The sequence below is a fragment of the Halomonas sp. TG39a genome, from assembly GCF_000744395.1.
GTDB classification, from domain to species: Bacteria; Pseudomonadota; Gammaproteobacteria; order Pseudomonadales; family Halomonadaceae; genus Vreelandella; species Vreelandella ventosae_B.
The window spans coordinates 111,606-124,617 of record NZ_JQLV01000002.1 but is presented as its reverse complement, the minus strand read 5'-3'; the positions used below and the strand labels follow the sequence as shown (position 1 = coordinate 124,617).

Annotated in this window: 11 protein-coding genes; 4 read left to right on the top strand and 7 right to left on the bottom strand. The window is 55.7% G+C overall.

Going from position 1 to position 13,012, the window contains the following annotated elements:
* The first annotated feature begins 1 nt into the window (after position 1).
* Positions 2–832, top strand: a complete 831-nt coding sequence (locus tag U738_RS18670; RefSeq protein WP_035583995.1) for an ABC transporter permease subunit — start codon at positions 2–4, stop codon at positions 830–832.
* A 21-nt stretch (positions 833–853) separates the two neighbouring features.
* On the opposite strand, the gene U738_RS18665 is transcribed toward U738_RS18670, so the two are convergent.
* Complete coding sequence (locus U738_RS18665) at positions 854–1,063, bottom strand: CPXCG motif-containing cysteine-rich protein (protein WP_035583993.1); 210 nt, start codon at positions 1,061–1,063, stop codon at positions 854–856.
* A gap of 146 nt (positions 1,064–1,209) precedes the next feature.
* Here U738_RS18665 and U738_RS18660 point away from each other — a divergent pair, with 146 nt between their 5' ends.
* Positions 1,210–1,638: a DUF3617 domain-containing protein gene (locus tag U738_RS18660; protein ID WP_035583991.1), complete on the top strand. Its 429-nt coding sequence runs from the start codon at positions 1,210–1,212 to the stop codon at positions 1,636–1,638.
* A 94-nt stretch (positions 1,639–1,732) separates the two neighbouring features.
* Here the strand turns inward: U738_RS18660 and U738_RS18655 are convergent, their stop codons facing one another.
* Positions 1,733–4,879 (bottom strand): efflux RND transporter permease subunit, encoded by a 3,147-nt coding sequence (locus U738_RS18655; RefSeq protein WP_035583989.1) that lies wholly within the window; start codon positions 4,877–4,879, stop codon positions 1,733–1,735.
* Complete coding sequence (locus tag U738_RS18650; RefSeq protein WP_035583987.1) at positions 4,879–5,961, bottom strand: efflux RND transporter periplasmic adaptor subunit; 1,083 nt, start codon at positions 5,959–5,961, stop codon at positions 4,879–4,881. The genes U738_RS18655 and U738_RS18650 overlap by 1 nt, the downstream gene beginning before the upstream one ends.
* 135 nt (positions 5,962–6,096) lie before the next feature.
* Between U738_RS18650 and U738_RS18645 the strand changes: the two genes are divergently transcribed.
* Complete coding sequence (locus tag U738_RS18645) at positions 6,097–7,281, top strand: NAD(P)/FAD-dependent oxidoreductase (RefSeq protein ID WP_035583985.1); 1,185 nt, start codon at positions 6,097–6,099, stop codon at positions 7,279–7,281.
* Positions 7,282–7,348: 67 nt separating this feature from the next.
* On the opposite strand, the gene U738_RS18640 is transcribed toward U738_RS18645, so the two are convergent.
* From U738_RS18640 to U738_RS18625, 4 genes are all read right to left on the bottom strand, one after another.
* Entirely contained in the window at positions 7,349–7,660 is a 312-nt protein-coding gene (locus U738_RS18640; protein ID WP_035583983.1) for a YqjK family protein, read from the bottom strand.
* Positions 7,635–8,039 carry a phage holin family protein gene (locus U738_RS18635; RefSeq protein ID WP_035583981.1) on the bottom strand — a complete coding sequence of 135 codons (405 nt, stop codon included), beginning with the start codon at positions 8,037–8,039 and terminating at the stop codon, positions 7,635–7,637. The genes U738_RS18640 and U738_RS18635 overlap by 26 nt, the downstream gene beginning before the upstream one ends.
* Positions 8,039–8,371, bottom strand: coding sequence for a DUF883 family protein (locus U738_RS18630; protein WP_035583979.1), 333 nt, complete (start codon positions 8,369–8,371; stop codon positions 8,039–8,041). The genes U738_RS18635 and U738_RS18630 overlap by 1 nt, the downstream gene beginning before the upstream one ends.
* Positions 8,372–8,461: 90 nt before the next feature.
* Positions 8,462–9,493: a phospholipase A gene (locus tag U738_RS18625; RefSeq protein WP_035585637.1), complete on the bottom strand. Its 1,032-nt coding sequence runs from the start codon at positions 9,491–9,493 to the stop codon at positions 8,462–8,464.
* Between the two features lie 199 nt (positions 9,494–9,692).
* Between U738_RS18625 and mscK the strand changes: the two genes are divergently transcribed.
* The gene (gene mscK, locus U738_RS18620) at positions 9,693–13,010 is read left to right on the top strand and encodes a mechanosensitive channel MscK (RefSeq protein WP_035583977.1); all 3,318 of its coding nucleotides are present in this window, start codon (positions 9,693–9,695) and stop codon (positions 13,008–13,010) included.
* Positions 13,011–13,012: the final 2 nt, after the last annotated feature.

The following is a 13,012-nucleotide window of genomic DNA, read 5'->3' as shown; positions in this document are numbered from 1 at the left end:
CATGAGTAGAGTGCTGCGGATTAATTTCTCCACAACTATGCTGGTGCTTGGCCTGCTGTTCCTCTATCTGCCGATGTTTGTGCTGGTGGTGTATTCGTTTAATGCTTCAAAGTTGGTCACGGTGTGGGCAGGGTTTTCCACTCAGTGGTACGGCGAACTGTTTCGCGACCAGCAGATTTTATCGGCGGTATGGACGAGCCTGCGCATCGCCTTTTTTGCGGCCAGCATGGCGGTTTGCTTGGGTACCGTGGCCGCTTTTGTGATGACCCGCTACGGACACTTTCGAGGCAAAACAGCCCTCTCTAGCATGGTGACGGCGCCGCTGGTCATGCCCGAAGTTATTACGGGGCTTTCGTTACTGCTGCTATTTGTGCAGATGGCGCAAATTACTGGCTGGCCTGCAGACAGGGGGATGGCGACCATCTGGATTGCGCACACCACCTTTTGTAGTGCCTACGTGGCGGTGGTGGTGGCCGCAAGGCTGCGGGAAGTGGATCATTCAATTGAAGAGGCCGCTATGGATTTAGGCTCGCCGCCACTTAAAACCTTCTTCTCCATTACGCTGCCGATTATTACTCCCGCGTTGGCGGCGGGCTGGCTACTCGCGTTTACGCTCTCCCTCGACGACCTGGTGATTGCCAGCTTTGTCTCGGGTCCTGGGGCGAATACGCTGCCCATGGTGGTGTTCTCGTCGGTGCGGATGGGGGTGTCACCGAAGATTAATGCGCTGGCCACGCTAATTATTTTGACCGTATCCCTGGCGACGTTATTGGCGTGGTTTTTTATGCGCCGCAACGAAACCAAGCGCAAGGCTGCCTTGCGAGACGTTTAATACAAGACGTTACATTCAAGGCTAGAGAACGTCATCGTCGCGTCCGGCAACGACGCTGTCGAGTTCGCCGGTGACGGGTGAGACAACAATTTGCAACTGGATGGGCGCGCAGCACTGGTGGCAATCTTCCCAGGTATCGTGACTGCCCTGGGACGTATCGATCAGGAAGGTCAGCGGCGAATCGCAGTAGGGGCAGTGAAAGTCATAATTGACCAGAGCGTCGTCTTGCATTGTTGGCTACCTTGTATAGCGGGTGCGCTGAATAAGCTTGTTATTCGTTCAGTGTAGCAGTGTGGTCGTTGGGTAGGGCATCGTGGGATTGAATCAGGTAGGATACCTAGGCTCTAAATTCCTAAAGCAACGCAGTGAGAGTAGCGATGATGTTACGTAACATGGCAGTAGCGGCCCTAGTGGCCTTTCCGATGGTCGCGTTGGCTGAAACCCCTAATGTGACCGCTGGTGAGTGGGAGTTTGTTAGCAAAACCAGTGTCAGTGGTGAAATGGAAATTCCGGATCAAACCGAAACCGAGCGCCAGTGTATTAGCCAGGAAGAACTTGATGATGCCGAATTCGGTTTCATTGAGGAAGAAGAAGGCTGTGAGTTGCTTGACCAGGACATGAACGAGGATGGCCTAAGCTACAGCATGGTGTGCCGCGCTGAGGGTGGTGAGGCGACTATTGATGGCGAAATGCGTTTTATGGGTGAGCGCATTGAAGGTAACGTCGATATCCTGACCCAGTCACCCATGGGTGAGCTAAGCATGAATACCGTGATCGAAGGCGAGTATCTTGGCGAGTGTGAGTAATCGCTGCCTTTTAGTTAATATCTCGTTAGTTCATAACTAACCGGTAGCTTATCAAAAGGGTGCCCCTCTGGGGCGCCCTTTTGGTTTGCTGTTTTTAATTGTCGGATGTTCCCCCCGGCGCGTTAGCTATTTCCTCCTCTAACTGTCGTTTCACCGCTCCTGGTGAACCGGTGTGGCGTGCCAGCAAGTCGTAAGCGACGGGTACGACAAACAGCGTAAACAGCGTTGCCGAGCCTACCCCCGCCATAATCACGGTGCCGATGACCAGGCGCGACTCAGCCCCGGGGCCGGTCGAGACAATCAATGGAATGGCGCCGGCCATGGTCGTCACTGCGGTCATTAAAATGGGTCTTAAACGTGTCACAGAGGCTTCAATCAGCGCCGCTCGAAACGCTTTACCTTCATCGCGCAATTGGTTGGCAAACTCGACGATCAGAATGCCGTTTTTAGCTGCCAGGCCAATCAGCAGGACTAGGCCTACCTGGCTATAGATATTCAGTGACTGACCGCTAAGCAGTAGCGCAAGCAGGGCACCGCTCATCGCTAGCGGCACTGTGAGCATGATCACAAAGGGGTGAATCAGACTCTCAAACTGCGCTGCTAGTACCAAAAAGACCACTAGCGCGCCAAGTATCAGCAGGAAAGCGGTGGCGCCGCTGGCCTGCTGGAAATCCCGTGAAGCCCCTGCCACATTGGTTTGCGCTTCTTCCGGCAGTAGCTCCGCGGCGCTCTGCTCCAAGTAGGCCAAGGCTTCGCCGAGGGGGTAGCCATCCGCCAAGTTAGCCTCAATAGTGATGGCGCGAATGCGGTCAAAGCGGTTTAAGGTGCTGGCACCCGCAAAGTCTGAGAGGGAAACCAAGCTTGCCAGGGGAATCAGTTCACCTGTGCGCGCAGAGCGGACCTGTATGTTATCTAGCGTCCTTGGGCTGTTTTGGCTGCCGCGATCGCCTTCCAAGATCACATCGTACTCTTCACCGTCATCCACATAGCGAGTGACATTACGGCCACCTAATAGGACTTCCAGCGTCCTACCGATCTCGGTCACGGTAACGCCTAGCGACGCCGCCCGCTCGTAGTCAATATCTACCCTCAGCTGCGGCTGGGTTTCGTTGTAGTTGCTCTCTAGTGCCATTAAGCGGGGGTTGTTTTCGCGCACATGATTCATCAAGGTGTCGCGCCACTGGGCAATTTCTTCGTAACTACCGCCGCCCAGGACAAACTGCACTGGCTTCTCTGTTCGTTGACCAAACCCTTGGCGCATCACCGGGAAAGCCTGCACACCTGGCAGTGAACTAAGGCTTTGGCGTACCTCGGCCATAATCTCCCAGGCGCTGCGTCGGCTGCCCCAGTCGGCCATATTGACGATAATAAAGCCGCTATTAAAATTCTCGATGTTGCCGTAGCCACGTGGGGCGCGAACGACTACGCGCTCCAGCTCGCCGCTTTCTACTAGCGGCGTCATTCGCGCTTCGATCTCATCCATATAGTCCATCATGTAGTCGAAGGTGGCGCCTTCAGGGCCATTGACTAGCACAATAAAATTGCCGCGGTCCTCCTGGGGGGTGTATTCGTTGGGCAGCACCGTGGCCAGCCAGGCGGTGGCGGCAATCAGCAATGCAAACGCGGCCACCACCAGCCAGCGCATTTTGAGCATCCACTCTAACACCGCCTGATAGCGGCGCTGGGTGCCGCTGAGCAGCCACTGCACCGCTTTGCCAATCCGGCTGTCGTGCATGCCCGGTTTAAGAATTTTAGACGCCATCATCGGCGTCAGCGTCAGCGCCAGCAGGGTAGAGACCACCACCGCGGCGGCCATGGTCAGCGCGAACTCGGAAAATAGCCGACCAATATCGCCTTGCAACATACTGAGTGGCACGAAAACCGCCACTAACACCAGGGTGGTCGCAATCACGGCAAAGGCGATTTGGCGAGTGCCGCGGAAGGCGGCGACGAGCGGCGTTTCGCCGTAGTCGTGCATACGCCGGTTAATGTTTTCAAGTACCACGATGGCGTCATCGACAATCAGGCCGATTGCCAGCACCAGTGCTAGCAGCGTCAGCAGGTTGATCGAAAAATTCATTGCTGCCAAAGCGGTAAAGGCGCCGATGACGGCGATCGGTACGGTCACCGCTGGGACCAGGGTGGTGCGCAAATTACCTAAAAACATAAAGATCACCACCACGACCAGCCCCATGGCGATAAACAGCGTCATGACCACCTGCTCAATGGCGCCTGAGACAAATAGCGAGGCGTCGTAATTCAGGCTCAATGACATGCCTTCTGGCAGCGTGCCCTGCAGGCGTTCAAGCTCCCCCTGCACCGCTTCGGAAAGTTCGATCACATTAGCCGTGGACTGCATGATCATCCCCAGCCCAACCATGGGGATGCCGTTGGAGCGGAACACTGAGCGATCCTCTACCGCGCCCACTTCTACCCTGGCCACATCAGCAAGGCGTACCAGGTAGCCATTTTCGCCCTGATTGAGGGAGGCATTGCGGGGAGAATTGAGAGCAAGGCGCTGAAAATCTTCGGCGCTGGCAAAGCTGCGGGGTAGGCGCACAATAAACTGACGATCTTCAGATTCAATCGAGCCCGCAGGCAGTTCAACGTTCTCGGCCCGTAGTGCATCTTCGATATCGCTGACGGTGAGCTCACGTGCGGCTAGGGCGTTGCGGTCTAGCCACACGCGCATAGCGTAGTCGCTGCCGCCGCCGACACGCACCCTTGCCACTCCTGGCTGAACGGAAAGGCTGTCGACTAGAAAGCGGTTAGCATAGTCGGTCAGCTCGGTGATCGAGTAGTCTTCACCGGAAAGGCTGAGCCACACGACGATCTCTTCGCTGCTATCGGCTTTGGTGACCTCGGGGTTGTCGGCGTCGTCGGGCAGGTTGCGCAGCGCGCCAGAAATGCGGTCGCGAATATCGTTGGCGGCGGCATTAATATCCATATCAATGCTAAATTCGATCTCAATCTGAGAGCGGCCATCTTCGCTTTCCGAGGTGATCAGCTCAATGCCTTCAACGCCCGCAATACGGTCTTCTAACACTTGAGTAATGCGTGTTTCGACAACGCTGGCTGAGGCGCCGGGGTAGCGGGTGTCGATGGTGACCACGGGTGGGTCGATGGTGGGGTACTCTTGCAGCGGCAGGCGATTGAGCGCTAGAAGACCAAAGGCAATAATGAGCGCTGCGATCACCATCGCGAGGACGGGGCGCTGAACAGAGATATCCGATAAGCGCATTAGCGGTCGGCCTCCAGCAGCGCGCGTATACCTGTCTCGTCATCGGCGATCCCGATTAACCTCGCCTCTTGCCCATCGCGGGCAAGCTGTAGGCCATGAAAGACAATTAAATCGTCCTGGGCTAACCCTTCGAGAATTTCCACCTCGCCATTGCGCCGCTCGCCAATCCTGACTTCACGCTGGGCTAGGCGGGTAGTGCCATCTTGCTGTTCTATCAGCATAACGAAATGCCGATCACCGCTAGGCTCAATGGCCGCTTCAGGGATCACAATGGTGTCGCGGACGCGTTGCTGAACGATCACTTCCATCAACATACCAGGACGCAAGCGACCATCAGCATTATCGAGCTCCGCACGAACGCTTACGCTGCGTTTTACCGGGTCTACACGCGTACCGATGGTGGCAATTTCGCCGCTAAAGAGGTCGTCAGGGTAGGCCGCAGTGGTGGCATTGAGCATCAAACCTGGCGAGAGGCGGCCCAGAAACACCTCGGGGACGCTGAAATCGAGCTGCATAACATCCAGCTTATCTAGCGTCACCAAGTCCATTCCTGGAGTGACCAGAGCGCCGATACTGATAGTGCGAAAACCAACGCGGCCGCTGAAAGGCGCCTCTATCCGATAATTGGATAGCTCCGCTTCAATTGCTTGAATATCGGCGTCTGCCTGACGCAGTCGTGATCGACTATCTTCTACATCGGCGCGAGCCGCAAGGTTGCGATCTTGCAGCTGCGAAGCACGATTTGACGCGTTGAGGCGCTCTTCGCGAAGTGCCTGGGAGGCCCTGAGTTGCGCCTGCTCTTCCGCGTCTTCTAAGCGAATAAGCAGCCGACCCTCTTCGACCAGCTCTCCATCACGAAAATTGATCTCGGCAACAATATCGGTGACGGTGGCGGATAGCGTGACACTTTCATCCGCGCTAAGTGTGCCTAAGGCTTCCAGTGGATCCGACCAAGTGGTCATGACCGCCCGTGTGCCGATGACTGACGGCGCCGTTTGAGCAAACGCCACGGCGGATAGCAGCAGGATGAAAGGTACAAGCGCGAGTCGCAGCAGCCGTCGTCGGCGAAGGGGCAAAAGCATAGTCTTCTCAGCGTTAGATATTATTTATACAGTTATTGTATAGAGGAATTCGATCATATAATAATTTTTAAGACTGACCCTGTTAGAATGCCTGCTTTTTACAGCGAGAGTCGCCCCCATTATGAGCTGTCCACTATGATCTATGACGTTGTCATCATCGGTGCTGGCGCCGCGGGCTTAATGTGCGCGGCGCAAGCGGGTTATACCGGCAAGCGGGTGTTAGTGCTTGATCATGCTAACAAAGCGGGCAAGAAAATTCTGATGTCTGGGGGTGGCCGTTGCAACTTTACCCATCTTGGCACGACGCCGCAGCACTTTTACTCGTCAAACCCTCACTTTTGTATTTCGGCGCTCAAGCGCTACCGGCCTGAGCACTTTGTCGAGTTGGTTGAGCGCCATGGCGTTGAACATGTGGAGAAAACCCCAGGGCAGCTATTCTGTGCAACCTCGGCCAAAGAGATCGTCCGCACGCTACTGACCGAGTGCGAATGGGCAGGGGCTGATATAAAACTCAGCACACAGATTACTCGCGTGGAGCAGCAGGGCGGTGCCATGCGGCTAACCACTTCGATAGGTAACATTGATGCGGGTGTGGTGGTCGTGGCGAGCGGCGGGCTTTCCATTCCGAGCATGGGGGCGACGGGATTGGGTTACGATATAGCCCGTCAATTTGGCTTGGAAGTATTCGATACCCGCCCGGGGCTGGTGCCGTTCACGCTGAGCGATACTTGGAAGGCACGCGCAGCAGAGCTATCAGGCGTCAGCGTGCCAGTGGCCGTTAGCGCAGGCAGTCGCCGCTTTGTAGAGCCCATGCTATTTACCCACCGTGGCTTGTCTGGGCCTGCGATGCTGCAGATATCCAGCGTTTGGCAGCCAGGGGAGGCGATTAACATTGATCTGCTGCCCGGTGAGAACGTGGCGGAGTCACTGCGCGAAGCGCGCCAAGAGACCCCAAAGCGCCAACTCTCTACCTGGCTTGGCGAACGCTTCCCGAAACGCTTGGCGCAAGCGCTGTTGGAGTGGTACCCCGACAGTGACCCGGCGCGACCACTGGCCCAGTATGCCAACACAGCGCTGGATGAGTGGGCAGGAAGGCTCAACGCCTGGCAACTGAAGCCAGCGGGCACCGAAGGTTGGCGCACCGCAGAGGTGACCATGGGCGGGGTCAATACCGAGGCGCTATCATCCAAGACCTTTGAAGTTAAAGGCCTGCCGCAACTGCGCTTTATTGGAGAGGTATTGGATGTGACGGGAGAGCTAGGCGGGTATAACTTTCAGTGGGCGTGGGCGAGTGGCGTCGCTTGTGGGCAAGCCTGCTAGGCTAGGAAATGCGTTTTACGTACATCCTAGCCCAGTACAAAAAAGCCCAGTACAAAAAAGCTTTAACTTAAGTAGCCACTTTGGCTAATAACTTAAGCTTTTTGAATAGCATGTAGCCCGCAAGCGCTTTTCGGCCTGCTGCCATAGCACCACCAGGGTGGCGTGCTAGCTTATAAGCAGCAAAGCCGCCGACGGCGTAGAGCGGCAGTTTAAAGCTTTGCCAGCTTTGGTCTAGCGGCGAGGCTGCCTGCTGCAAATAGTCGCTATCCACCAAAATATCCACGCGCTGCTGCTCTAATTCGGCTAGCAGCAGCGCTTTGCGCTCAGCGCGGCTTAAAGGTTTGGTTGGCGGTTTAGCGGTGTCTGCGGATGGTTTCATCACTTGGCTCCTCAAGCAGTGCTCGATCAGCGGCAAGCTGTTTGAGTGTTTCTTTTAAAAGCGAGTGACGCTTAGACTGGCGGATGGCGATAACCGCGAGTAGCAAACTGGCGCCTATCAACACACCTGCACTGATCGCAATGGCGGTTAAGCGATAGGTATCCCAGAACAGCACCACTACCAATGCCGTCAGTGTGGCAATACCCAACAAGAGCAGCAGTAAGCTTGCTCCTGCGAGAAGCAGTAGTACCAGTAAGCGCGCACGCTCCTCTTCTAACTCAAACACCGCCAAACGCAGGCGGGTTTCGCTATTAGCAATCAGCGATTTCAGTAAGCGTTTGGCGGCAGAGAAGACGCGTTGGGTGGGACCCAAAGCCATTAGCGACGACCGAGCAGCATACCCACAACCAAACCTGCTGCGGCACCAATGCCAATGCTTGTCCAGGGATTGTCATGCACGTAGCGATCACATGCATCGGCTTGGTGGGTCAATGAATCGCGGGTTTCGTCATAAATACGCTCGCCGCGAGCTTCAAGACGCGCACGCGTGTCTTTCAAACGGCGCTCAGCGCGGGTGCGCAAATCGTTCATCTCTCCGCTGGCGTCTTTAGCGGTCGCATTGACCAGCTCTTCAACGGTTTCACTCAAGTGGCGCAGATCATCTTTGAGTTGATCGGCTTGAGTAGAGTAAGTGGGTTGACGTTTAGCCATGGAGTCTTCCTTTGACGAATGAATGATTGGACTGTTAGCTCCTACATTTATAAGCATAGCAGCCACGCACTAACAGACAAGCAAATGCGCCTAACGGTTCAGCCCTGTGGCACTAAATAAGGGATTTAAACTAAACCCAAGGCTTAAACGGTGCACGCGATGATCATAATCGATCATGCTTTCACCATATCCGTAGTAGTACTGTACATGCGCCCGCAAGCTGTTGAATGCTGGCCAGCTGTAGTCAATCTGGGTGCCTATATTGCCAGCACTAGGGTTGCCACGTAATTGACCACTCACTTCATGGTTGTTGTTAAGGCGTTTGGCGAGTCGAATATCGCCGTAACCCATGTAGCGTTCGATATCCGGGTTGTCGTCATCCTCTGATGATTCGGGTATACGCCAATGCGGTGCCAGCGTGAACGCCCAATCGCCGCGTTGAAAGGTGCTTTCAAGATACACCCGGTTCCAGCTACGTGAGAGCGGATCCGAGCGACCATTAGACTGGTGGTTAAGGGATACCCGGTTGCGGGTATTTACCCAGCCAAGCGCCTCCCAGGCATTATCAAAGTCGATGAATATTTCAGGCTCGTAGTTGGTTTCCCGAAAGGGCGACGAGGCATCGGTATTATAAGCCTGCCACCAGCTACGCTGGGTGTAGCCAAAGTAGACATCACCGTAGTTGCCAAACACCTGCTCGGCGAGATTAACCTTGGCGCTGAACTGGAATTTCAACTCCACGCTATCTGCTGGGGTGCCGTTAGCCACGGTGCGAAAGCTTTCACGGTTTTGGTTGGCATTGTAACTAACTGGGAACAGGTAGTTAGTGCGGTGGGTGGTGATTGAAAACGGGTTCCGGCTTGACTCCTGCTCAAGTTCACGGCGCTCGCTTAAGTCTTCCCGTGCAGCCTCTTCAGGCAACTGTTCAAATGGTAAGCCTATTGCAGCTTCTTCGGGATTTTCTATCTGCTGCAACTGCTGATGCAGATCATACAGCTCGGCATTGAGGGCACGGATACGCGCCTCAATCTCTTGTTGAGACTCGGCGAGGGCATTGGCACTAAAGGTAGCAAGGCTGAGCAGAACAATGAGTTTCGTCAACGGCAGTTTTCGGGTGACCATCAAGGTGACTCGCAAAATGAGTGAATAGGCAAATGCCATGCTTGTTTCTATCACGCCGCCTGCAGAAGTCAACAGCTCTGATTGCGCTGGCTATCAGAACGCCTGACAATAACCCTATTATCCGTGTCTGCGGAGCTTTCGATGTCAACGAGGCATAAGTAACGTGGTGAGATGCGCCTTTAGGTGGAGTATAACCTGTTTGTTCCTGCTGCTGGTGATTAGCAGTGCCGCTTTTAATCCAGCCCACGCTGCGCTCCAGTCTAGCCTCCTTGAACGGGTGCCTGAGCAAGAAGAGCTGTCCTCAAGGCTAGCTCAGTTGGAAGCGCTTGAGGGAACATTGACTGACCAGCAGGTAAGCGACAAGGAGACCCTGGAAGCGGCGCTCGACGCCTATGAGCGGCTGGCTTCCGTGGATGAGCGCCTAGCGGCGTTAGACACCCGCGTAGAACAGGCCCCTGAACTGCTGGTACGTCTGCAGCGTGAGTTGAGCGAAGCTGAAGAGGCCTCGCAGCAGCTAACCGTTTCCGACTTGAGCGATCGTCCCCTCGACGAGCTGGAAACGCTGCAAACCAACGCCGTGGTTGAGCTACAGCAGTTGCAAAGCCAGCTAGCGGAAGTGAATTCGCAACTGCTGGCCGCCCAAACACTGCCCGAGCGTGCCCAGCAGTCCATTGCGGAAACCCTTCAGCGCGCGGAGAGTTTGCGCCGACAGCACGATGAGCGCGAGGCACTGCTGGCGGATCGTCAGCTCTCTGCGCTGAGCGATGCACGGCTTATCCAGCTGCGTCTGGAACGGGCGCTTGCCGAGCGCGAAATAAGCTTTTATCAGCGTGAGCTAAGCGCTAATAGCCGGCTGCGAGAATTAGCCCAAGAGCGCCGCGATGTGCTGATGGCGCAGGTCGATTATCGAGAGCAGCAGTTAACGATGTTGCAAGGGGTGATTGACCAGCAGCGTCGGTTGGCCTCGGAGCAAGCCATTGCCGATGCCGCCAGGGATAACCCATTAATCGCCGCTGGGCATCCGGTGGTGGCGCAGGCGCAGCAAACCAACCAGACACTCAGTCTGGAGCTATTGCGGGCGACGGATCGCGCTAACAGTGTTGTGCGCGAAAATATTGAAGCCCAGCGGCAGTTGGAGAACGTGCGTCAGCTACAGCGCAGCCTTAATGAACAAATTGAGGCTATCCGCGGCAGCCAACTGCTGTCGCGTATTCTGCGCGAACAGCGCAAGTCGCTGCCTCCCTTACCAGCTCCACGGGATTTGCAGGACGAAATTGCCGACCTGCGCTTAAAGCAGTTTGATTTAGTCCGCCAGCGTGACCAGCTGCGCCAAAGCGAGCAGTATGCCGCCACGCGCTTAGCCGAGGCGGGTATAGAGGCAACGCCTGGGCTAGTGGATTCACTTTCGCAGCTTTACCAATCGCGGCGTGAGCTGGTCGAACAACTGGAGCAGTCGTATGGCAGTTTATTGAGTGCGGCGATTGAACTGCAGCTCAATCAACAGCAGCTAGTAACGACGACCAGCGAACTGCGTAAAACCATTGATGAACAGCTGTTTTGGGTCGCCAATAGTCGCCCGCTGGATCTGAGCTGGGCGCGCCAGTTACCTCGTAACCTCAAGCTCGAGTGGCAGGAAGGAGAGTGGCGCACCATTTTACCCACCCATTGGCAAGGATTCTCATGGGAAGTGCTCAGAGGGGCGCCGCTGGTGGTGTTAAGCCTGGTATTGATTGGCTTACGGGGTCGAATTAAGGCGCGTTTGGCCAAGTTGCATTCGCAGATTGGCCGATTAAAAAGCGATACCCAGCTGCATACCCCCAAAGCGGTGCTGCTGAATGCGCTGCTGGCGATCCCCGGCCCGCTGGCATTAGCCGGTGTTGGCGTTGGGCTGCTTGGGGCGGCGGGGTCGTTAGCTAATAGCGTTGCCCCGGCGCTGCTTCAGTTAGCGCTTAGCTGGGCAGCCGTCGCATGGTTGCGCAGGCTGCTGGTCACCGATGGCGTGGCCGAACGCCACTTTACCTGGTCGCCGCAGTACAACGCCCGCTTACGCCAACTGTTAGGTGGGTTGGGCATTGCCTTGATACCGGTGATTGCCATTGCGGCGATGTCTGGAGAGATGGAAACGGCGCTGGCCCTGCGTCCTGTCGCCTTGGGGCTGTTGTCGTTTGGCTTGATGGCGATGAGCTGGTGGTTGGCGCAGTTGATATTGGCACATATCCCCATTTTTGGCTTGCGCCTGTTTCGCTTGCTGCTGGGACTGGCGATGGCGTCGGTGCCTCTGATGCTGCTGGGATTGGTCGTCTGGGGCTATGAATACACTGCGCTACGCTTGGTAGGGCGGTTCGCGATTACCCTTTACTTGCTGGGTCTATGGGTTGTGGTGGAAGCCACCTTGGTAAGAAGTCTTGCGGTGGCCGCACGACGGCTCGCCTATCGCCGCGCATTGGCTCGCCGTCGCGCTCAGGTACAAGAGGGTGCGGAGGGTGGGCTCGAAGTAGTAGAAGAGCCCCCCCTTGATATGGAGCAGATCAACAGCCAGTCGCTGCGGCTTTCTAAACTGATTGTGCTGATTGGCTTTAGCGCGCTGCTCTATTTGGTGTGGGCCGACCTGATTTCGGTGCTTGGCTACTTGGACAACGTATCGTTATGGGAGTCCCAGGATGGGGAACTGGTCGATAATGCGCTGTCGATCTCCGACATCTTTGCGGCCCTGCTGATTGTCGCGATTACGTTTATTATGGCAGGCAATTTACCCGGCCTGTTGGAAGTGATGGTGCTATCGCGGCTGTCATTGAAACAGGGTAGCGCCTATGCGATTAGCTCGCTGCTCTCCTACACCATTGTGGGCACGGGGATAGTCATGGGGCTTTCGACGCTGGGCGTCTCCTGGGACAAGCTGCAGTGGCTGGTGGCAGCCCTGAGTGTGGGCTTGGGGTTTGGACTGCAGGAGATTTTTGCCAACTTTATATCGGGCTTGATCATTCTGTTTGAGCGCCCAATTCGGATTGGCGACACCATCACACTCGGTAATTTGCACGGTACCGTCAGCCGTATACGCATCCGTGCGACCACCGTCACCGACTTTGATCGTAAAGAGATCATTATCCCCAATAAAACCTTTGTGACCGACCAACTGATCAACTGGTCGCTGTCGGATAATATCACCCGTGTCGTGCTGACCTACGGCGTGGCACACGGCTCCGATATGGCCAAAGTGCACCAGCTATTACGTAAGGTGGCGGATGAAAACCCCCGTGTGCTAACCGACCCAGAACCCCAGGTTTTCTGTTTAAGCTATGGGCAGCACAGCCTTAACTTCGAGCTGCGTATTTTCGTCAACGATCTGCTCGATCGGCTGTTTGCCGCCGATGAAATCAACTGCCGGATAGATGCGCTGTTTCGTGAAGCGGGCGTACGCGTGGCGTTTGAACAGATGGATGTGTGGCTACACCCTGATCAGGGGGAGGCGGTCAAAGTGCAGTCCGCTAATCATCTGATGCCCCCTGCGTCGACTTAGTC